The 22,061-nt window shown below is 71.9% G+C and carries 15 protein-coding genes; 3 read left to right on the plus strand and 12 right to left on the minus strand.

Annotated elements, in window-relative coordinates:
• Positions 1-50: 50 nt before the first annotated feature.
• From ACFWGZ_RS05870 to ACFWGZ_RS05880, 3 genes are all read right to left on the minus strand, one after another.
• Positions 51-3,188: an ATP-dependent helicase gene (locus tag ACFWGZ_RS05870; RefSeq protein ID WP_382450320.1), complete on the minus strand. Its 3,138-nt coding sequence runs from the start codon at positions 3,186-3,188 to the stop codon at positions 51-53.
• A 128-nt stretch (positions 3,189-3,316) separates the two neighbouring features.
• A complete protein-coding gene (locus ACFWGZ_RS05875) occupies positions 3,317-5,431 on the minus strand; it encodes a putative bifunctional diguanylate cyclase/phosphodiesterase (RefSeq protein ID WP_382450321.1) in 2,115 nt (704 codons plus the stop codon).
• Positions 5,432-5,535: 104 nt separating this feature from the next.
• A complete protein-coding gene (locus tag ACFWGZ_RS05880; protein ID WP_382450322.1) occupies positions 5,536-6,393 on the minus strand; it encodes an SAM-dependent methyltransferase in 858 nt (285 codons plus the stop codon).
• A gap of 120 nt (positions 6,394-6,513) precedes the next feature.
• Between ACFWGZ_RS05880 and ACFWGZ_RS05885 the strand changes: the two genes are divergently transcribed.
• The gene (locus ACFWGZ_RS05885; RefSeq protein WP_382450323.1) at positions 6,514-7,827 is read left to right on the plus strand and encodes a cytochrome P450; all 1,314 of its coding nucleotides are present in this window, start codon (positions 6,514-6,516) and stop codon (positions 7,825-7,827) included.
• A gap of 18 nt (positions 7,828-7,845) precedes the next feature.
• A complete protein-coding gene (locus ACFWGZ_RS05890) occupies positions 7,846-8,841 on the plus strand; it encodes an alpha/beta hydrolase (protein WP_382450324.1) in 996 nt (331 codons plus the stop codon).
• Here the strand turns inward: ACFWGZ_RS05890 and ACFWGZ_RS05895 are convergent.
• On the minus strand, positions 8,838-10,922 hold the full coding sequence (locus ACFWGZ_RS05895; RefSeq protein ID WP_382450325.1) for a putative bifunctional diguanylate cyclase/phosphodiesterase: 2,085 nt from the start codon (positions 10,920-10,922) through the stop codon (positions 8,838-8,840). The two genes, ACFWGZ_RS05890 and ACFWGZ_RS05895, sit on opposite strands and share 4 nt — an antisense overlap.
• 407 nt (positions 10,923-11,329) lie before the next feature.
• On the opposite strand from ACFWGZ_RS05895, the gene ACFWGZ_RS05900 reads away from it, so the two are divergent.
• Positions 11,330-11,656, plus strand: coding sequence for an MGMT family protein (locus ACFWGZ_RS05900; RefSeq protein WP_382450326.1), 327 nt, complete (start codon positions 11,330-11,332; stop codon positions 11,654-11,656).
• A 17-nt stretch (positions 11,657-11,673) separates the two neighbouring features.
• Here the strand turns inward: ACFWGZ_RS05900 and ACFWGZ_RS05905 are convergent, their stop codons facing one another.
• From ACFWGZ_RS05905 to ACFWGZ_RS05940, 8 genes are all read right to left on the minus strand, one after another.
• The gene (locus tag ACFWGZ_RS05905; RefSeq protein WP_382450327.1) at positions 11,674-12,321 is read right to left on the minus strand and encodes a sirohydrochlorin chelatase; all 648 of its coding nucleotides are present in this window, start codon (positions 12,319-12,321) and stop codon (positions 11,674-11,676) included.
• Entirely contained in the window at positions 12,318-13,412 is a 1,095-nt protein-coding gene (locus ACFWGZ_RS05910; RefSeq protein WP_382450328.1) for a uroporphyrinogen-III synthase, read from the minus strand. Before ACFWGZ_RS05910 ends, ACFWGZ_RS05905 begins: the two co-directional genes overlap by 4 nt.
• Positions 13,409-13,720 carry a nitrite reductase small subunit NirD gene (gene nirD, locus ACFWGZ_RS05915; protein WP_382450329.1) on the minus strand — a complete coding sequence of 104 codons (312 nt, stop codon included), beginning with the start codon at positions 13,718-13,720 and terminating at the stop codon, positions 13,409-13,411. Before nirD ends, ACFWGZ_RS05910 begins: the two co-directional genes overlap by 4 nt.
• Positions 13,717-16,173, minus strand: a complete 2,457-nt coding sequence (gene nirB, locus ACFWGZ_RS05920; protein ID WP_382450330.1) for a nitrite reductase large subunit NirB — start codon at positions 16,171-16,173, stop codon at positions 13,717-13,719. The genes nirD and nirB overlap by 4 nt, the downstream gene beginning before the upstream one ends.
• A 73-nt stretch (positions 16,174-16,246) precedes the next feature.
• Complete coding sequence (locus ACFWGZ_RS05925) at positions 16,247-17,548, minus strand: MFS transporter (RefSeq protein WP_382450331.1); 1,302 nt, start codon at positions 17,546-17,548, stop codon at positions 16,247-16,249.
• 99 nt (positions 17,549-17,647) lie between these two features.
• Entirely contained in the window at positions 17,648-19,075 is a 1,428-nt protein-coding gene (locus ACFWGZ_RS05930; RefSeq protein WP_382450332.1) for an FAD-dependent oxidoreductase, read from the minus strand.
• The gene (locus ACFWGZ_RS05935; RefSeq protein WP_382450333.1) at positions 19,072-20,991 is read right to left on the minus strand and encodes a molybdopterin oxidoreductase family protein; all 1,920 of its coding nucleotides are present in this window, start codon (positions 20,989-20,991) and stop codon (positions 19,072-19,074) included. Before ACFWGZ_RS05935 ends, ACFWGZ_RS05930 begins: the two co-directional genes overlap by 4 nt.
• Before the next feature lie 105 nt (positions 20,992-21,096).
• The gene (locus tag ACFWGZ_RS05940) at positions 21,097-21,894 is read right to left on the minus strand and encodes a TIGR02569 family protein (protein ID WP_382450334.1); all 798 of its coding nucleotides are present in this window, start codon (positions 21,892-21,894) and stop codon (positions 21,097-21,099) included.
• Positions 21,895-22,061 lie beyond the last annotated feature (167 nt).

Here is a 22,061-nt window from a genome sequence, read left to right on the forward strand (position 1 = left end):
GTGTGTCCGCCGACCGGTTGCCCGCACGGAACGTGCAGGTCAGCGACCACCTATTCGCTCACCTGCCGCCCGGAGGGGTGGACCGGGCAGGTCGTGCGCGCCGGGCAGCGGTCGCAGTCGGCGTTCTCCCGCGCCGTGTAGCCCGGCCCGAGGACCGACTCGGCGGCTCCCTGGACGACTTCCAGCCAGGCGCGGACGCCTTGTTCGTCCAGCGGTGCCTGGGTGCGTTCGACGGCTCCTGTCTTCTTGTCCTCCTTGGCGACGTAGAGCAACCGGGCTCCTCCCGGCTCTGTTCCCAGCCCGATGTGCGTGAAGCCGCCCAGGGACGACGCGAGCTGGTAGACGGCCAGCTGCGGGTGTTCCTGGGACGCCTCGCGGGAGACGGGGCTCTTGCCGGTCTTGAGGTCGATCACGACGGGGCGGCCGTCCTCGTCGTGTTCGAGGCGGTCGACCCGGCCGCGGACCTGGAGCCACGGGCCGCCGTCGCGCTTGGGGACGTCGACGACCATCTCCTCCTCGACCGCGACCTGGGTGAGCTGGCCGCGGCTCAGGGTGAGCCAGGCGAGGAACGTGTCGAGCATCTTCTCCACGCGCAGCCGCTCGCGGCGGGAGAACCACGGTGCGCCCGCGTCGACGGCTGCCCACGCCTCGTCGAGCTTCGCCCGCAGCTGGGCCGAGTCCGCGCCCGACGCGGCCGCCTGGGCCAGTGCGTGGACGAGCGTGCCGGTGACCGACGCGAGCTCGGCCGGGTCCTGGCCGCCGTGCCGCTCGACGACCCAGCGCAGCGGGCACTTGGTGATCACCTCGATCGTCGACGGCGTCACGCTGACCTTCTGCTCTTCCGTCCACAGTGGAGCGTCGATCGACACGTCCGCCAGGCCGTACCAGGACTCCGGGTGCGCGCCGGGCACGCCGGCTTCGGCCAGCCGGGCCAGCTGGGCGGCGGCGCGGGAGCGGCGGACGGGGTCCTCGGAGTCCGAGCACACCACCCGGCGCAGCTCGCCGACGAGCTCGCCCAGCACCAGACCGCGTTGCGGGCGGTGCAGCTTGCGCTCGTCCTCGGCGGACGACTCGATCTCGTCGAGGAACCGCGACGGTTGCTCGTCCTCCCCGCGGACCGCGCTGATCAGCAGCTTCGACCGCGCGCGTGAGGCGGCGACGAGCAGCAGGCGGCGTTCCTCGGCCAGGATCGGCGCCACGGCGGACACCGACGGTTCCAGGCCCGCCAGCACGTCCACCATGCGTTCGACGCCGAGGACGGTGCCGCGCAGCCGCAGGTCGGGCCAGCTGCCCTCCTGCACGCCCGGTACGGCGACGACCTCCCACTCGCGCCCGGCCGCCGAGTGGGCGGTGAGCACCGAGACCGCCTCGCCGACGGGGGCCGACGCGGCGAGCGTGTCGCCCACGATCCGCTGCGACTCCAGGTAGTCCGCGAACCCGGCCACCCCGGAGCCCGGCAACCGGTCGACGTACTTCGCCGCCGCCTCGAACAGCGCCACGATCGCGTCGAGGTCGCGGTCCGCCTGCATGCCGGGCATCCCGCGCCGCGACGACTGCGCCACCCACCTGTCCTGCAGCCCGGTGGCCGTCCACAGGTCCCACAGCACGACCTCGACGGACTTGCCGTCGGCGATCGCCTTGCGCGCCAGCGACAGCAGGTGCGCGATCCGCCGGGCGGGCAACGACTCCGCGTCCTCGAGCGCCGCCAGCCGGTCCGCGGTCTCGACGACCTCGACGAGCAGCTCCCCGCTCGGCCGGTCGCCGCCCGCGGCCATCTCCAGCCGCCGCAGGCCGCGCCGCAGCCGCCGCAGCGCCAGCGGGTCCGCGCCGCCGAAGGACGACGACAGCAGCATCGCCGCCGTGTCCTCGTCCAGCGACCCCGGTGCCGCGGCGGCGCGCACCAGGGCGAGCAGGGGACGCACGGAAGGCTGCTGCGCCAACGGCAACTCGTCCGACGCCACCGCGACCGGCACCCCGGCGGCGAGCAGGGCTCGTTGCAGCACCGGCAGGGACAGCGTGGCCGACCGCACCACGACGGCCATCTGCGACCACGGCACCTCGTCGGCCAGGTGCGAGCGGCGCAGCTGGTCGGCCACCCACGTGGCCTCCTGCGCGGACGACGCGAGCAGCCGCACCTGCACGGACCCTTCGCCCTCGACCGGCTCGACCGCGCGGGCGGGCGAGGCTCCCGGCAGGCGGGAGGCCAGCCGCGCGACCGCGTCCCGGATCTCCGGCAGCATCCGGTGGGACTGCCGCAGCACGACGGTCTCGCCCGCGACGTCGCGCAGGATCTCCGGGTCGGCGCCGCGGAACGTGAAGATCGCCTGGTCCGGGTCGCCCGCCAGCACGAACCGGCCCGCCGCCGACCCGAGCGAGCTGATCAGCGAGTACTGCATCGGATCAAGGTGCTGGGCGTCGTCGACGAACAGGTGCCGGACGCGACGCCGTTCGCCGAACAGCAGCTCCTCGTCGTTGACGAACGCCGCGTACGCCGACGACACCAGTTCGGCCGCGTCGTAGGCGGGGGCGTACGCCGTGGCGGAGTCCATGCCGGACAACAGGTTCACGGCTTCGTACTGCGCCCCGAACCGGCCGGCCGCCACCCACTCGTCGCGGCCGTGCTGCTCGCCGAGCTCGATCAGGTCCTCCGGCCCCAGGCCGCGTTCGGCGGCCCGCAGCAGCAGGTCGCGCAGCTCGTGCGCGAACCCCGGCAGCTCGAGCGCGGGCCGCAGCCGCTCGGGCCACTTCAGGGCGCCGGACTCGACGTCGCCGGCGAGCAGTTCGCGCACCATCGCGTCCTGGTCCGGCCCGGACAGCAGCCGCGGCGGCGGCTCGCCCAGCAGCACGGCCTGGTTGCGCAGCACCGCGAACGCGTACGAGTGGACCGTGCGCACCAGCGGCTCGCGGATCGCGGGCAGGTGGCCGGTGAGCAGCCTCGTGATGTGTGCGCGCAACGCCGCGGACGCACGCCTGTTGGCCGTCAGGACCAGCACGCTCTCCGGGTCGGCGCCCTGCTCCAGCACGACGTGCGCGGCCAGTTCGGCGAGCAGTGTCGTCTTGCCGGTGCCGGGGCCGCCCAGCACCCGCAGGAATCCCTCGTGCGCGAAGACGCTCTGGGCAGCCGGGTCCCACCGGGGACGCGGGCGCGTCTCCGGTTTCCTGCGGACCAGCTGGGGTGGAAGTGCCACGTCCCGATTTCACCACGCTGCACCGACAAGATCAGCGACGTCCGCCGGACGGAGCAGCGGTCCACACTGGGGCGAAAGGGGTGCCGAACAGTCCGTTCGAGTCCGATTGTGAGCTGCGTCACTACGAACTAGCGGCCGGACACGCCCTCCAGGAACTCCCCCGGCGTCGCGGGCTCGCCGAAGTACGACCCGGTGCCGAAGTCCGCTCCCGCGGCGCACCACCACCGGGCGTGCTCCTCGCTCGAGATGCCGTCGACCGCGACCGTCACGCCCGCCTCGCGCATCAACGGCAGCAACGCCGTCACGTACGGGGACCGGCGCTCGACCAGCGGCGGCGCCACCCGCACCGACCTCACCGGCAGCTCCGCCACCGCGGCCGGGTCGAGCGGCCCCAGCCCGAAGTTGTCGAGTCCCATGTGGACACCCATGCCCGCGAGCGTCGACAGGTTGTCCGCGGCGTCGGCCAGCGGCACCACCTCGGCGGGCATGCTGAGCGCGAGCCCGCGGGCGTCGAGACCGGACTTCTCCAGCACCCGCACCACGCGCGACACGAGGTCGGCGTCGGTGGCCTGGTGCGGGGTGAGGCGCGCGACCAGCGACCTCTCGAACCGGCCGCGCCGGCGCCACCACGACGACTGGCCGCCCGCGACCTCGAGCAGCCACTCGCCCAGCGGCAGCACCAGTCCCGTCGACTCCGCGAGGCCCGCGCACCGGTCGTGGCCGAGCACGCCGAACCCGGGCCGGTCCCAGTGCAGCAACGCCTCCACGCCGCTCACCTCGCCGTCGGCCAGCCGCACGATCGGCCGGTATCGCGCGGTGACCTCACCGTTCTCCCACGCCTGCGGCATCGTCACGGCGAGCAGGTCCTCGCGCCGGTCCGCGGCGTCCTGGCCGGGGTGGAAGACCTCCCACTGGCCGCGCCTGCGGACCTTGGCCCTGCGCAGCGCCGTGTCGGCCGCGCGCAGCAGGTCGACGGGTTCCGCGTCCTGCTCCGGCCGGTGCACCACGCCCGCGCTCATCGACACCGCGAGCCCGTGACCGTCCACGTAGGCCGGTTCGAGCAGGTCGTCGTTGATGCTCTTCACGATGGCGCCGATGGTGGGCGTGGCGGCGGTGTTCTCGATGAGGACGCCGAACTCGTCGCCGTCGAACCGGGCGATCATGCCCTTCTCCCCGGCCAGCAGCACCCGCAGCCGCTGCGCGACGTGCTGCAGCAGCCGCTCGGCGATCCGCGCGCCGAAGGTGTTGCTCAGCATGCCGAACGCGTCGACGTCGAGGTGCAGGACGGTGATGCCGTGCTCCGGGTCCGCCTTGCGCAGCGCGGTCTCCAGCTGGGTGGTGAAGAACTGGCGGTTCGGCAGCCCGGTGAGCACGTCGTGCAGCGACTGGCGCTGCAGCTCGTTCTGCAGCAGCTCCAGCTCGGTGCCGTCCTCGACGACCACGACGAAGTGGCTGCGCTCGTCGTCCGCGCCGCGCAGCAGCGACGCCGTCAGCGTGAGCCGCGCCGGTTCGCCGTCGGCGCGCAGCATCCGCTGCGCCTGCCGCACCCGCTGGGTGGTGCCGGCGACCAGGTCGTCCAGCGCCTCCCGCAGCATCTCGGCGGAACCGGGCGCGACGAGGTCGAGCAGTGCCCGGCCGGTGAGCTGTTCCGCCGTGCAGCCGAGGATCTCGCCGATGGCCTCGTTCGCCCTGAGCAGAGTGCCTTCGAGGTCGACGATCAGCACGCCGTTGCTGGAGGAGGTGACGACCTCGTTGTAGCGGGCCTCGCTCTCCTTGAGGTTCCAGTTGGCGTCGCGCACGGCCTTGAGCAGCGACCGCTGCATGCTCTCCTGCTGCGAGAGGACGGACTCGGTGTTGGCCGTGGTGAACCCGGTGCCGAGGGCGCCGAGGGCGCGTGCGATCCGTTCCGCGTACCGCTCGACGGGCTGGAACTCCGGCAGCGCGGGCAGTCCCCTGCCGAGCACGTCGGCGGTGCAGCGCATCCCGAGCCGGCCGAGGTGTCCCAGACCCGCGAGTGCGGCGCCGATCCCCTCGACGGCGAGCGCGTCGAACTCCTCGTCGTGCAGCACCGCGCACAACGCGTCCAGCCGATCGCCCAGTTCCCGGTCGAGGTCTTCACGGCCCATCGGAACGGCCACGGCACCGAGCAGCAGGTACGACCATTTGCGTGCGAGAGTGCGGCGCGCCGCGGCATTGTCCTGCGGCGAGGGCGGGACGTCGGGTATTCGACTCGGGTTGGACATTCGAGTGCGCCTCGCATTGACTCTGAGGTCCCAGAAGTTTACCCACGCACCGTGAGCCCCACCTCAACCGGTAGCGTGAATCGGCATCACTCGATCGAAATTCTCTATGGCTTGATGCCCACGCCGGCGAAAGCGACCCTGTTCACCTCGGGATCGTCGGAGAAGTCGCTCGGACCGGCGGGCCGCCATTCGGCGTATTTGACGAGTCCGGGCTCGACCAGCTCGAAATCACCGAAGAAACCGGCGATCTCCCGGTGCCCGCGCTCGATCACCTCACCGCCGCCGACCTTGTTCAGCCGGTCGGTGACGGCTCTGACCTCCGGGTTGTCGTGCTCGCTGCAGATGTGCGAGATCGCGAGGCAGCTCCCGCTCGGCAACGCCTCGCGGTAGCGCCTCACCAGGCCCTCGGGGTCGTCCGCGTCCGGCACCCAGTGCAGCATGAACAGCAGCAGCACACCGACCGGCTGGCCGAAGTCGATCAGCCTGGTCACCTCGCTGCTCGACAGGATGCTCTCCGGGTCGCGCATGTCGGCCTGCAGCACGCCGACGCGGTCGTTGCCGGCGACGATGAGCTCGCCGTGCGCCACGGCGACGGGGTCGCGGTCGACGTAGACGACCCGGCTGTCGGGAGCGACGTCCTGCGCGACGTCGTGCACGTTCGAGACGGTCGGGATGCCGGACCCGATGTCGAGGAACTGGCGCACGCCCCGGTCGACCATGAACCGGACGGCGCGCCGCAGGAAGGCCCGGTTGACCCTGGCCGCGCTGCGCGCGTGGGGCATCAGCTGCTCGGCCCTGTCCCCCATCAGGCGGTCGACCGCGAAGTTGTGGGCGCCGCCGAGCAGGTAGTCGTAGACCCGCGCCGGACTGGGCACCGAAACGTCCACGCCCTCGGGGATCCAGTTCTTCGCACCGGTCACGACGACCACCCCTTCGGATTGCGGACGCACCAGCTTAGTCATGCACAAAGCGCACATGATTAGGCCACCAGTGTGAACAGACGCCACCCGATCGGGCACTGTTACCCTCGACCGAACGACTCATATGGTTGTCCCCCTCTTTCCCCGTGACGAGGAGCGACGATGTCCGTCCCGGTGGCACCCGGCAGGTTGCCATTTCTCGGGCATTCGTTGCCAATGCTCAGGAAAAAATTCGAGTTCACCGCGAATCTGCGTCGGCAGGGCGAGCTCGTCGAAGTCGACCTCGGGCCGTTGCGCGCTTTCTTCGTCACCAGTCCCCGATTGATGCACCAGGTGCTGGTCACCGACGCGCCGAAGTTCCACAAAGGCCGGATGTACGACAAGTTCCGGCCGTTCGTGGGCAACGGGCTCGCGGTGTCGAACGGGGCGTTCCACCTGCGCCAGCGCCGCATGGTGCAGCCGGCGTTCCACCGCGACCGCATCGCCGGGTACGCGGAGGTCATGCTCCGGGCGACGCAGGACCTGGTGGCGGGCTGGCGGCCGGGCGAGGTCCGGCCGCTGGAGGTCGACATGCAGGGCCTCGCCGTCACGATCGTCGGGGAGGCGTTGTTCTCCACCGAGATCGGGCAGCGGGCGATCGCCGAGGCGCGCCGGTCCGTGTTCGTGATCATCCGGAACGGGATCGTGCGGGCGCTGTCGCCGGGGTTCGTCGAGAAGCTGCCGATCCCGGCCAACCGCGAGTTCGACGAGGCCGTCGCCCGGATGCGGGCCATCGTGCTGGAGGTCGTCGCCAGCCGGCGCGACGACGACACCGACCACGGCGACCTGCTGTCGACGTTGCTGTCGGCCAGGGACCCCGAGACCGGTGAGCCGATGACCGAGGACGAGGTCTTCGACGAGGTCATCACGCTGCTCACCGCGGGGATCGAGACCACCGCGCTGGCACTGGCCTGGATCTTCCACGAGATCGCCGCCGACCCCGAGGTCGAACGGCGGGTGCTGGCGGAGGTCGACGAGGTCCTGGACGGGCGCGAGGTGACGGTCGCCGACGTGCCGAAGCTCGCCTACCTGGGCAGGGTGGCGACCGAGGTGCTGCGGAAGTACCCGCTGTGGCTCGTCATGCGCCGCACCGCCGAGGAGGTCGAGCTCGGCGGCGCCCGATTACCGGCGGGCACCGAGGTGCTCCTCAGCCCGCACACCCTGCACCACGATCCCGAGCACTTCCCGGACCCCGAGCGCTTCGACCCGGACCGGTGGACGCCCGAACGCGCCAAGCGGCTGCCCAAGGGCGCGTTCGTGCCGTTCGGCGGCGGCATCCACCAGTGCATCGGCAACCACTTCGCGCTGACCGAGATCGCCGTCGTGGCGGCGACGGTCCTGCAGCGCCACCGGCTGGTCCCCGACCGGCCCGTCCGCACGAAGTTCACCAATGCGGCCTACCCCCACGACCTCATGATGAAGGTCGTCCCCCGCTAGTTGGAGGTTCGTTCCACCATGCGTTTCCGTCGGCTCTGCGCCGCCGTGCTGCTCGCCGCCCTCATCCCGGTGCCGTCCACCGCGAACGCCGCGACGACCTGCGAGGACGTGTTCACCCCCGTCCAGTTCGGACTGGTCCGGCAGACGATGTACGGCAGGCTGTGCGTCCCGCAGGGAGCGAGGACCGTCCAGGTGCTCGTCCCCGGTGGCACGTACACCAGCGGCTACTGGGACATCCCCGTCGACGGCGAGACCCGGTCCGTCACGCGCGCCATGAACAAGGCGGGCGTCGCCACCATGACCGTCGACCGGATCGGTTCCGGCAGGAGCAGCAAGCCGCTCAGCATCCTCGTCGACGTCCCCAGCCAGGCCGAGGCCGTGCACCAGGTCGTCCAGAACCTGCGGTCCCGGTTCGCCAAGGTGTTGGTGGGCGGGCACTCCATCGGCTCCGCCATCGCCATGGTGGAGGCGGGCACCTACCGCGACGTCGACGGCGTGCTGGTCACCGGCATGACGCACCAGTGGGACTACGTGCGCGCCGTGCCCGCGCTGACCAACCTGATCCCCGCCCTGCTCGACCCGAAGCTGAGCGTGCGCGGCCTCGACGTCGGCTACCTGACGACGGCGCCGGGCACCCGCTACACCATGTTCCACGCGCCGGGCCCGAACATCGCGAGCGTGGTCGCCCTCGACGAGTCCACGAAGGACGTCGTGTCGGCGAGCGAGTTCGTCACCACCGCGCTGATGTCCACCCTCGTGCTGCCGGCGAGCAACGCGATCACCGTGCCGGTCATGACCGTGCAGACCTCGGACGACTACTTCTGCGGCACCCCGCCGCTCGGCGCCGACTGCTCGTCGGCCCAGGCGCTGGTCGCGTCGGAGAAGCCGTTCTACCTGCGGGCGCCGCGCCTGGACGGGTTCGTGGTCAGCGGGTACGGGCACGTGTTCAACTTCGACACCAAGACGGCCGACCGCTACCACACGGCCGTCGTCGCGTGGCAGCGGACGCTCTAGCGCAGGGTCTTCAGCACGTCGCCCGCGTTCTCGGGCGAACCGAAGTGGGCGCCGATCGCGAGGTCGGCGCCCGCCTCGGCCCACCACTGCGCCTGGTCGCCGTTCTCGACGCCGTCGACGCACAGGTGCACGCCCAGGTCGTGCACGGCCGGGACGAGCGCCGTGGACCGCATGTCCCTGCGCCGCACCAGGTCCTTCGGCACGAGCACGGACACGACGGGCAGCTCGGTGAGCCACCCGAGGTCGCGGGGGCCGAGCCCGAAGTCGTCGAGCGCGATCCGGACTCCCCGCTCCGCCAGCGCGCCCAGGTTCTCCGCCGCGCCGGCCACGCCCAGCACGCCGACGGGCATGCTCAGCGTCAGCTTCTCCGGCGGCATCCCGGTTTCGCCGAGCACCTTCGCCACCCGGGACACCAGGTCGGCGTCGGTGGACTGGTGGCGGGTGAGGCGGACGCCGAACTGCGCGTCGAGCTCGCCCCGCTGACGCCACCACTGCGCCTGGCCCGCGGCGATCCGGATGAGCCACTCGCCCATCGGCAGGATCAGGCCCGTCGCGTCGGCGAGGTCGGCGCACCGGTCCGACAGGTCCCAGTGCAGCAACGCCTCGACGCCCGCCAGCTCCCCGGTCGCGAGCACGCGGACCGGTTGGTAGGTCACGCCGATGTCGCCCTGCTCCCACGCGCCCGGCATGACGACGGCCAGTGCGCCGTCGCGCCGGTCGGCCGTGCTCTCGCCGCCGCGGAACAGCTGCCACTGCCCGCGCTGGTCCTTCTTGGCCTGCCGCAACGCGAGGTCGGCCATGCGCAGCAGCTCGGTCGGCTCGACGTCGGGCGACGGCCGGTCGACCACGCCGGCGCTCACCGAGACGGCGAGGCCGTGGTCGTCGACGAAGACCGGTTCGGCCAGGTCGGCGTTGATGGAGGCCATGATCTTCGCGATGCCCGGTGTGGTGGCGGAGTTCTCGACGACGATGCCGAACTCGTCGCCGTCGAACCGCGCGACCATCGCCTGCTCGCGCGACAGCACGGCCCGCAGCCTGCGTCCCACGTGCTGCAGCAGCTTCTCGCCCACGCGGCCACCGAGGCTGTTGCACACCAGGCCGAACGCGTCGAGGTCGAGCTGGAACACCGTGACGCCGAACCGGGGGTCGGCGCGGCGCAGCACCGTCTCGAGGTGCGTGGTGAAGAACTGCCTGTTGGGCAGGCCCGTCAGCACGTCGTGCAGCGACTGCCGGCGCAGTTCTCCTTGCAGCAGCGCCAGTTCCGTGTCGTCGTCGGCGACGGCCAGCACGTGGCTCGGTTTGCCTTCGCCGTCGCGCAGCAGTGACACCGTCAGCGTGACCTTGGCCAGGTCGTCCTCGCCGCGCAGCAGCTGCATCGGCTCCCGCTCGAAGTCGCCGCGTTCGGCGAGGACCTTCTCCATCATCTCGCGGAAGACGACGATCGAGTGGGGCGCGACGAGCTCCATGATCCGCGTGCCCGGTTCGGGACGGCGGCCCAGGATCTCGACGACGGCGTCGTTCGCCCACACCACCCTGCCGTCGAGGCCGACGATCAGGATGCCGTTCGTCGACGAGATCGCGACGCCCTCGAACTTGGCCTCGCTCTGCCGCTGGTCGCGCTGCGCGTCGCGGGTGGCCTTGAGCAGCGACTGCTGGATGCTCTCCTGCTGGTCCAGGATCGCGCGCCCGCGCGCCGCGCTGAAGCCGCACGTGAGCGCGCCGATGCCGCTGACGAGCCGCACCGCGAGCTGCTCGGTGCCGCGGAACTCCTCGAGCGCGAGCAGTCCCTTGCCCAGCACGTCGACGGTCCGCCTGAGCCCCGGTTCGTTGACGTAGCCGAGAGCGACGAGGCGCTCGCCCACCTCCTCGAACGGGGCAGGGTCGAACGGCTCGCCGTGCAGCGCCGCGCACAACGCGTCGAGCTGATCGCCCAGTTCGGCGTTCAGCTCGTCTCTGCTCAACGCGACCACCACGACGCTGCTGAGCAGGTAGCTCCACTTGCGCGCCAAGGCTTCCCGCGCACGGACGGCGGCGGTGCCCTGCGGTGGAGCGGCATCGGGTTTTCGGCTCAGATTCGTCATTCCCGTTGCCCTGCATGGGTTGAAGAGTGTCCGGCAGTTTACCCACCAGCAGTCGGCGTCCATTGAGCCAACCGTGTGATCCTCCGACACTACAGTGTGGTTTCAGTCCATACGACTGACGCCAGCGTACAAGAACATGGTCATGATTCGCTCGTCCTGGCGCTGGGCCGTCGGAGTGACCGCGAACCACCCGTTCAGTCCCTGTCGTCCGCACCCGAACGGCTCCTAGTGTGGTCAGTCCTCGCTTCCCACGCGCCGCCGTGAACGGACTGAAGCGCATGCCCAGACGATGGCTGGTCCCGCTCCTGCGCTGGCTCAGAACCGGCCCCCGCCGACCCCGGGCGGGGTCCCGCCCGCCGAGTCCCGCGCCCCCGCGGGGCCGAAGACGATCTAGCTAGACTCGCCGGATGGACGAAGAGATCCACGAGCGGGTCCGCGACCGCATCAGGGCCATCCCCCGCGGCCGGGTCGCCACCTACGGCGACATCGCTGATCTCACGAAGGCCCCGTCCCCCCGCCTGGTGGGCCGAATCCTGAACGAGGACGGCCACGACCTGCCCTGGCACCGGGTCCTGAAGGCCGACGGCACCTGCGCCCCGCACCTGCGCGACACGCAGCTGCAGCTCCTGCACGAGGAGGGTGTGCCGAACCTGGACGGCAAGGTGGACCTGCGCGAGTACCGCTGGGAGGACGCGCGCCGGCCGGCACCGGAGGAGCCGCCGGGCCTCTGGTGAGCCGCTGGGCGCGCGGCTCAAGCCGACTTCGACGCCACCCGAGCCTCGACGTACCGCCGGACCAAAACCTCCGCCACCAGCGGATGAGCCCCCACGGGTTCGGCGACGAGATCAGCCCCGCACTCCCCCAGCGACGAGTGGAAGACCCCGGGAGCCAGCAACCAGGCCCCGACGACGACCCGCCGCCCGGGAAACCGCCCGGCGACGGCGGCGACGACCTCGGCGACGGAGGGCGAAGCGGTCACGAACCCCACCCCGGCGGCCCCCAGAGCGGCAGCGGCCCGCCGGACATCGGCCACCGCACGGGCGTCCGAGGACCCGGCCGCGGCGAGCACCAGGACGTCCCCGTCCGAGTACCCGGCCTCCGCCACCCGGTCCCGCACGGCAGGCACCGCGTCCACCCCGAGAGGCGGAGTGACCACGACCCCGGCCCGTCCGCCGATCTGCTCGGGGATGTCGACGCGGACGTGGTACCCGGCAGCCAGGAAGACCGGCACCACGACACAGGGACCGTCCACAACGGACCGGACGTCGGGCTGCAGGACGTCCGCATAGGCGACGACGACCGGAACGTCCACCTCCTCGGCCACCAGAGCGGCGATCGAGGCGCACACCTCGGCCCCGCGGGCCGAACGGGTCCCGTGAAAAGCCAGCACCAGCTTCACGCGGGCTCCATGGCCAGCCGGTAACCGCGTTTGACCACGGTGCACACCATCTGCGGTGACCCCAGGGCGGTCCGCAGCCGCCCGATGGCGGTCTCCACGGCGTGCTCCTCCCCGCCGGAGGGCAGGGCCGCCAGCAACTCCTGCCGCGACACCACCCGCCCCCGCGCGGCGACGAGAGTCCGCAGCACGGCCATCGGTGCCGGAGCGACGGGCCGCAGCTCCCCGTCGATCACCACGGCGGACGCCCGCATCTCCATCTCCCGCGACGCGATCCGCAGCCGGGTGGCCCTGGCCGGCAGCTCGACGGCCAGTTCCCGCACCATCGACCCGATCCGGGACCGCACTGGCTGCACGACCGGGATGCCCGCGGCCACCAGCGGCCCGGCGGTGATCGCGCCGACTCCGACGACGAGGACGTTGCGCCGCAGCGCTTCCACCAACGCCGGTTTGCGCGGCCCGGCCGTGCGCAGCACCGACGCGGCGGCGGGGGCGCTGGTGAACGTCAGGGCGTCGACCTGGCCCGCGAGCACCGAGTCGAGCAGCGACTCCAGCGGGCGGACGTCGGCGGGCGGCTCCCAGCGGTAGACCGGGATCTCCACCACGTCGGCGCCGGCGGCGGCGAGGGTGTTCACGAAGTCCGGCAACGGTTCCCCGTGCAGCTGCACGGCCACCCGCTTGCCCGAGACGCCCATGCGCAGCAGGTACTGCAGCAGTTCGGCGTTCGACTCCGACGACGGCGACCACGTCTCCACCAGGCCGGCCGCGCGGACCGCGCCCTTGGCCTTCGGGCCGCGGGGCAGCACGACGGCGGACGACAGGGCGCGGTGCAGGCGGCTCGCCAGTCCCCAGCCCTCAGCCGCCTCGAACCAGCCGCGGAAGCCGATCGCCGTGGTGGCGACCACGACGTCGACCGGGGCCGCGACCAGTGCCAGGGTCGCCTCGTGCAGGGAGGCGTCGTCGGGCAGCGGCACGATGCGCAGGGCCGGGCCGTGCAGGACGGCCGCCCCCTTGCGTTCGAGCAGCGCGATGAGCTCGTCGGCGCGGCGGGCCGCGGTGACGCCGATGGTGAAGCCCGCCAGCGGTGCCGTCATGTCAGCTCCACGACGCCGTCGCGCACACGCACCCGGTGCACCGCCACGGACACCGACGGTTCGTCCAGGCACTTGCCGGTCGCCAGCTCGAACGCCTGCTTGTAGACCGGGGACACCACCACCGGCACGCCGCCGCGGTCGCCGACGATGCCGCGCGACAGCACCGCCGCGCCGCTGAACGGGTCGATGTTGTCGAGGGCGTGCAGCGCGCCGTCGGCGGTCAGGAACACCGCCACCTGCGAGCCGTCGGGGAGCAGGGCGGCGACACCCTGCTCCGGCCGCAGCACGTCGAAGTCACAGACGATCACCTGACGACCTCCGGGATGCCCAGCGGGACGGGGACGCGCTGACCACGTTCAGCGCGGAACGAGATCGAGGGGTCGGGGGCGTCCGGCGCGTTGACGAACGACGTGAACCGCGCCAGCTTCTCCGGGTCCTCCAGCACGCCGCGCCACTCGTCGGCGTAGTCGGCGACGTGCGCGGCCATGTCGGCCTCCAGTTCGGCGCAGATGCCGAGCTTGTCGTCGACCACGACCTCGCGCAGGTGGTCGAGGCCGCCGTCGAGGCCTTCCAGCCACACCGACGTGCGCTGCAGCCGATCGGCCGTGCGGATGTAGAACATCAGGAACCGGTCGATGATCCGGACCAGCTCCTCGGTGTCCACATCGGACACCAGCAGGTCGGCGTGGCGCGGGGTGAAGCCGCCGTTGCCGCCCACGTAGAGGTTCCAGCCGTTCTCGGTGGCGATCACGCCGAAGTCCTTGCTGCGGGCCTCCGCGCACTCGCGGGCGCAGCCGGAGACGGCCGACTTGAGCTTGTGCGGCGACCGCAGGCCCCGGTAGCGCAGCTCCAGCTCGATGGCGAGGCCGACCGAGTCCTGCACGCCGAACCGGCACCAGGTCGTGCCCACGCAGGACTTCACCGTGCGCAACGACTTGCCGTAGGCGTGCCCGGACTCGAAGCCCGCGTCGACCAGCCGGCGCCAGATCAGCGGCAGCTGGTCGACGGTGGCGCCGAACATGTCGATGCGCTGGCCGCCGGTGATCTTCGTGTAGAGGCCGTAGTCGCGGGCCACCTCGCCGATGACGATCAGCTTCTCCGGCGTGATCTCGCCGCCGGGGATGCGCGGCACGACCGAGTACGTGCCGTTGCGCTGCAGGTTCGCCAGGTACCTGTCGTTGGTGTCCTGCAACGACACCTGCGTCTCGCCGAGGATGTGCCCGTTGCCCAGCGACGCGAGGATCGACGCCACCGCGGGCTTGCAGATGTCGCAGCCGCGGCCGGTGCCGTGCTTGCCGATCAACGCGCTGAACGTCGTGATCCGCGTCGCGCGGACGATCTCGAACAGCTCGGCCCGCGAGTGGGTGAAGTGCTCGCACAACGCCTTCGACTGCTCGACACCGCACTCGGTGAGCAGCTTCTTCAGCATCGGCACGCACGACCCGCAGCCGGTGCCCGCCTTGGTGCACGCCTTCAGCTCGGCCACGTCGCACGCGACGCCGGACCGGATCGCGTCGGTGATCGTCTGCTTGGTGACCGCGTGGCACGAGCAGACCTGCGCGTCGGCGGGCATCTCGACGTCGACGGCACCGCCCGGCTGCAACAGCGCCGCCGGGACCTCCTTGCCCACCAGCGGCCGCAGCGACGGGTACGCCGACGCGTCACCGACCAGCACCCCGCCGAGCAGCGTGCGGGCGTCGTCCGACACCACGAGCTTGCTGTAGGTGCCGGCCACGGCGTTGTTCACGACGACTTCCAGCGCGCCCTCGGTGACGGCGTGCGCGTCGCCGAACGACGCCACGTCCACCCCGAGCAGCTTCAGCTTCGTGGACACGTCGGCACCGGGGAACACCCGCGCGCCACCGGCGAGCTGGTCCGCGACGACCTCGGCCATCGCGTAACCGGGCGCGACCAGCCCGTACGCCACGCCTTCGACGGCGGCGCACTCGCCGATCGCGAACACGTGCGGGTCGGCGGTCCGGCAGGCGGCGTCGACCAGGTAGCCGCCGCGCGGTCCCAGCTCCAGCCCGAGGTCGAGGTCGGTTCGCGGCCGGATGCCCGCGCTGAACACCACGACGTCGAGGTCGAGCTCCAGCCCGCTCGCGAGCTTGGCGATCAACCGCGACCCGTCGCGTTCGATCGAGGAGGCGGAGGTGCCGGTGTGCACGGTCAGGTCGAGCTTCTCGACGAGGCGCTTGAGCAGCCCGGCGCCGCCGTCGTCGACCTGGATCGGCATCAGCCGCGGCGCCAGCTCGACGACGTGCGGGGAGACCCCCATGCCGCGCAACGCGTTGGCGGCCTCCAGGCCGAGCAGACCGCCGCCGAGCACCATGCCGGACTTCCGGCCGGGACGGGAGGCGGCCTCGACGGTCGCCCGGATGTCGTCCAGGTCGTCGATCGTGCGGTAGACGTGGCAGCCGGGCAGGTCGCGGCCGGGCACCGGCGGCACGAACGGCACCGACCCGGTGGCCAGCACCAGCGCGTCGTAGGCGACCTCGGTCCCGGACGCGCCGACGACGACCCGGCGGTCGCGGTCGACCGACACGGCCTTCTCGCCGAGGCGGAGCTCGCAGCCGGTCAGCGGCGCCAGTTCGAGGCCGGCGGAGCTCCAGGTGTCCACATAGGACGAGAGCGCCACCCGGTCGTAGGCGGGACGGGACTCCTCGCCGAACACGACGATCCGCCACGCGGAGTCGCGCAGGATCTCGACGAGCCGGTGCCCGACCATGCCGTTGCCGATCACGACCAGCGTGCGAGTCATCGAAGCCCCTCCTTCCGCCCGGAATCGTCACCGGGCGGTGTGTCGTCGCCAGGTCAGCTGTGTGTCCGCGCTGTTAAACGCCCGCGTAGGCGAGCGAGGGCCGCGCCGCGAACACGGTGCGCCGCAGGTAGAACCACCACGTGGTGCCCAGGCAGAGCGCGTAGAAGACGAGGATCGCGACCAGCGCGGGCGTCAGGGTCTTCGAGCCCTCGAGCGAGAACTTGAAGACCAGGTTGACGAGCACGCCGCCCGCCGCGCCGATCGCGCCCGCGATGCCGACCACGGCGGCGGCCTGGCGCTTCGCGGACCCGTCGTCGGCCGACTGGGTGCGGAAGATCGCCGGGATCATCCGGTAGGTGGAGCCGTTGCCCACGCCCGCCAGCACGAACAGCGCGATGAACGAGCCGAAGAACAGCGGGAAGCTCTGCGCGTCGACGCTGACCATCACACCGATCGTGCCGATCGCGAGCCCGACGAACGTCCCGAGCGTCACCTTCGCGCCACCGACCCGGTCCGCGAGCCACCCGCCGAACGGCCGGGCGACCGAGCCGATCAGGGCGCCGAGGAACGCGAGCGCCACCCAGCCCCTGTGGTCGGCGAAGCTCAGCTTGATCAGCGACGGGAACGCGAACGAGTAGCCGATGAACGACCCGAACGTGCCGATGTAGAGGAACGACATCACCCACGTGTGCCGGTTGGCCAGCGCCAGCCGGTACGACTGACCGTCCGGTTTGGCCTGCGTGAGGCTGTCCATGAAGAACCAGGCGAGCGCGGTGGCGAGCACGATGAACGGCATCCAGATCAGCGCCGCGTACGCGAGGTGGATCCCGGTGCCGAGGGTGATGACGAACGGCACGATCAGCTGGGTGACCGCGACGCCGAGGTTGCCGCCGGCGGCGTTCATGCCGAGGGCCAGGCCCTTCTTCCCTTCCGGGTAGAAGAACGAGATGTTCGCCATCGACGACGAGAAGTTGCCGCCGCCCAGGCCCATCGCGGCCGAGGTGAGCAGGAAGAACCAGTAGGGCGTGCCCGGCGTCGCCACCGCATAGGCGAGCATCGTGCACGGGATGAGCAGCAGCCCGGCGCTGATAGTCGTCCACAACCGGCCGCCGAACCTCGGGACGGCGAAGGTGTAGGGCACCCGCAGCAGCGCACCGACCAGGTTCGGCACGATCAGCAGCCAGAACTGCTGGCCCACGCCGAAGTCGAAGCCGACGGAGCCGAGGCTCACCACCACGATGCTCATCAGCACCCACACGCTGAACCCGAGGTTCTCGGCGAAGATGGAGAGCGCCAGGTTCTTGCGGGCGATCCGCTTGCCGGTGGACTCCCAGAACTCGGGCTTCTCCGGTTCCCAGTGGTCGATCCAGCTCATGAACTTTCCTCCGCGGGGTCGGCGACTGCGCATCAACCTAGGAACCGGGCATTACCAGGGGGGTCTGGTCTGTGACGGCGGCGGCAACTCCGCCGCACATCACGCCGGCCGCGGCTGTGAGGCCCCGAGCCAGTCGAGCAGCCCGCACACCGCGTCCTTGCAGCCACCGCAGCCCGTCGTCGCGCGGGTGGCCTCCGCGAGCTGCGGCACCGACTCCGCCCCCGCCCGCCAGGCCGCGACGATCTGTCCTTTGGAGACGGTGTTGCACCGGCAGATCACCGCGCTGGACGGCAGGTCCGCGGGTGAGGCGGCCTCCGCGGGCAGGGCACGGCCGAGCAGCAGCGCGAGGCGGTCGGTCGGCGCGGGGACGCCGCGGTCGTAGAGCTGGGTGATCGTGGCGGCCGCGTCCGGCGCGCCGATCACGATGGCGCCCGCCACCCGGTCGTCGCGCAGCACGAGCTTCGCGTACCGGCCGCGCGAGGGTTCCTGGAAGCACAGGACTTCCGAGTCGGGGCAGTCGACGTCGGTGTGCACGTCGCCCAGCGCCGCGAGGTCGACGTCGCGCGCCTTCAACCGCGTGACGACCGACGTGCCCAGGTACCGGGCGGCGGGGTTCGCACCGGTCAGGCGGTCGGCGAGCACCGCGGCCTGGTCCCACGCCGGCTGCACCAGGCCGGACACGGTGCCGGGGTGCTGCGCGCAGTCGCCGATCGCGTGGATGCGCGGATCGCTGGTGCGCAACGCGTCGTCGACGACGATGCCGCGGTCGACCACCAGTCCTGCCTGCACCGCCAGCGAGGTCTCGGCGCGCACACCGGCGGACACCACGACGAGGTCGGCGGGGACGTGCGTGCCGTCGTCGAGGACCAGCCCGTCGCCGGGCAGGTACTTGGCAGCCAGCGAGTTGAGCCTGAACTCGATGCCGAGCCCGCCGAGGGTGCGGGCGAGCACGCTGCCGGCGCCGGGGTCGAGCTGGCGTTCCATCAGGTGGCCGACCGGGTGGACGACCGTGACGAGGCACCCGCGTCCGGCGAGGCCGCGCGCGGCCTCGATGCCGAGCAGACCGCCGCCGAGGACGACGACGGGCATGCCCTTGCGCGCCTTGGCCTCGATCAGGGCGCAGTCGTCGAGCGTGCGGAACGCGACGACGCCGGCGGCGAGCCTGCCGTCCTCCAGCAGGCCTTCCGCGGGCGGGACCCACGGCGTGCTGCCGGTGGCGAGGACGAGCGCGTCGTACGGGATCCGCTCGCCGGAGACCAGCACGGTCCGCGCCGCGCGGTCGATCTCCTCGACCGTGCGGCCCAGCCGCAGGTCGACGCGGTGGTCAGCGGCCCACGTCTCGTCGTGCAGCCGCGTCGACTCCGGCGTCATGGCTCCCGCCACGACCGTCGACAGCAGCACCCGGTTGTACGCCGCGTGCGGTTCCGCGCCCACGACGGTGATGGACAGCCCGGGATCGCGGCGGCGCAGCTCGTCCGCCAGCCGCGCGCCCGCCATGCCGTAGCCGACGATCACGATCCGCCTCATGCCCGCTCCAATCGCACCGCGCACACCTTGAACTCGGGCATCCGGCTCGTGGGGTCGAGCGCGGGGTTGGTGAGCAGGTTCGCCCGCCCGTCACCGGGGAAGTGGAACGGCAGGAACACCGCGTCGGCGCGCATGCCCGGCACGCACCGCACGGCCGCCGTCACCGTCCCCCTCCTCGACACGACGTGCGCGAGCCCACCGGCTTCCAGGCCCGCTCGCGCCGCCGTGCCCGGGTGCACCTCCACGTACATCTCGGGAACGGCCTTCACCAGTTCGCCGATCCGCCGCGTCTGCGCCCCCGACTGGTAGTGCTGCAGGACTCTCCCGGTGGTGGCCTGCAACGGGAACTCGTCGTCGGGCGGCTCGGCCGGGCCGCGGTGGTCGACCGGCACGAACCGCGCCAAGCCGTCGGCGTGCGCGAACCGGTCCAGGAAGAGCCTGGGTGTGCCGGGGTGCCCGGTCGAAGGCACCGGCCAGTGCAGCTGCTCGGACTCCAGCCGCTCGTAGGTGATCCCGGAGTAGTCGGCGGGTCCACCGGCGGACGCTCGGCGCAGCTCCTCGAAGACCTCCTGCGGCACCACGGGAAACCCGGTGGGCACACCGAGCCGCGTCGCGAGCCCGTGCATCAGCTCCAGGTCGCTGCGCACGCCCGGCGGTGGGTCCAAGGCCTTGCGGCGCCGGATGATCCGGCCTTCGAGATTGGTCATCGTGCCGTCCTCCTCGGCCCACTGCGTGACCGGGAACACGACGTCGGCCATCGCCGCGGTCTCCGACAGCACGAAGTCCGCCACCACCAGCAGGTCCAGGGCCCGGAAGCGGTCGGCGACCCCGGACGCGCGCGGCGCGGACACCACGGGGTTGCTGCCGAACACGAGCATCGCCCGGACGTCCTCGGCCATCAGCAGCTCGTACGCGCTGCGGCCGGGACCGGGCAGCTCGGAGACGCCCCAGACGTCCATGACGTGCCTGCGCGCCACGGGATCGTCGATCTTGCGGTAGCCGGGCAGCTGGTCGGCCTTCTGCCCGTGCTCGCGGCCGCCCTGGCCGTTGCCCTGCCCGGTCAGGCACCCGTAGCCGGAGCCGGCGCGGCCGGGAAGTCCCAGCGCCAGCGCCAGGTTGATGAACGCGGACACCGTGTCGGTGCCGGACGCGTGCTGCTCGGACCCGCGTCCGGTGAGGACGTACGACCGCCCGGCCAGCATCCGCACGGCGGCGCGCTGGTCGGCCGCCGAGACACCGGTGACGCGTTCGGTGTGCTCGGGCCACCACTGCGCCGCGACCCGCCACGCGTCGTCGAAACCCGTGGTGCGCGCGGAGACGTACTCCTTGTCGATCAAGCCCTCGATGACCGCGGTGTGCAGCAACCCCAGTGCCAGCGCCAAGTCCGTGCCCGGCGCGGGCTGCAGGTGCAGCGTCGCGCGCTCGGCGGTGGGTGTGCGGCGCGGGTCGATGACGATCAGCCGCGGGCCTTCGAGGTGCCGCAGGAACGGCGGCATCGTCTCGGCCGGGTTCGAACCCGCGAGCAGCACGGTGTCCGCGGACCGCAGGTCGGTCAGCGGGAACGGCAGCCCGCGGTCCAGCCCGAACGCCCTGTTCCCGGCCGCCGCGGCCGACGACATGCAGAACCGGCCGTTGTAGTCGATCTGCGAGGTCTTCAACGCCACCCGCGCGAACTTCCCCAGCGCGTAGGCCTTCTCGTTGGTCAGCCCGCCCCCGCCGAACACCGCGACCTCGTCGGGCTCGTACGACCGCAGGCGCGCGGCGACGAAGTCCAGCGCCTCGTCCCACGACACGGGCTCGCCGTGCAGCAGCGGTGTCGTCAGCCGGCCGGGGTGGCGCAGCAGCTCCCCCGCCGTCCAGCCCTTCTGGCACAGCCCACCGGGACCGGGCGCCACCTGGCCGTCGATGACGCTCATGGAGCACTGCAGCGCGCAGTAAGGGCAATGAGTCACACAGCCGACGCTAGGAAGCGCGCGTTAACCCGAGGCTCCCCAATGTTTCGGGCCGGGAAAATGGGCCGCTCAGAGCATCGCGGTCACGTGGTGAGCAGCTCGTTCCAAACCCGCGAAGGACTGCGGCGTCGACAACGGGTGCAGCGCGTGGACGGCCAGGCGGAACAGCATCGCGCGCAGCAGCGACTGCTCCCACTCGGCCTGGTGGCTCCACCGGTGGAACAGGCCCGAGTCCGCGCCGCCCCAGGCGACCGCGTCCACCGCGATCACGGCCGCCGCCCACTCGGCGGGACGCCAGTAGGCGGTGAAGTCGATGACGGCCGGCTGCGCGTTGCCCGCGAACAGCACGTTGCCGAACAGGTCGCCGTGCACGACCTGCGGCTTGAGGTGCAGCGGCTTGCGGTACTCCTTCAGCAGCTCGAAGAGCCGGCCGCCGAGGTCCGCTTCGAGCGGCACGTCCTCCTCGCCCCACGTCTTGCGGTCGGCGACGGCGAACACGTCCGTGCGGGCCTCGAGGAAACGGGGCTTCGGCAGCTCGGCCGTGGCGTGGTGCAGGCGCTGGGAGACGGAGATCACCTCGTCGTGGCGCGCTTCCGCCCGCCCGGCGAGGAACTTGGTGGCCGACCAGCCGCCGACGACGTAGCGGCCGTCGGTCGAGCGCAGCGGGCGGCCGATGCGCAGGTGCGGCACGTCGAGGCCGTCGAGGGTCTTCGCGATCCAGGTGGCCTCGGCCGGCTTCGGGGCGGGCCTGATGGTCGCGTCGCCGCAGCGCCACGCCGGGCCACCGTCGATGAGCTCGGGTTCGGCGTCACGTGCCCCGAACGCCGCACGCACGTGCGCAGGGGGCGGCTCAGGGAACCGGGTCACGGTCGGGCACGCTACCTGCTTAGACCGTCCGGGTGGTGGAAGCGAGCACACCGCAAGTCGTGCCGCCACTCGAAAAGCCGAACGGAACACCCCACCAACCCCCACCCCACCCACCCCACACCACCCACCCCACCACCACCCACCCCCCCCCCCCCCCCCCCACCCCC

Origin of the sequence: Lentzea sp. NPDC060358 (assembly GCF_042725365.1) — a bacterium.
Lineage (GTDB): Bacteria > Actinomycetota > Actinomycetes > Mycobacteriales > Pseudonocardiaceae > Lentzea.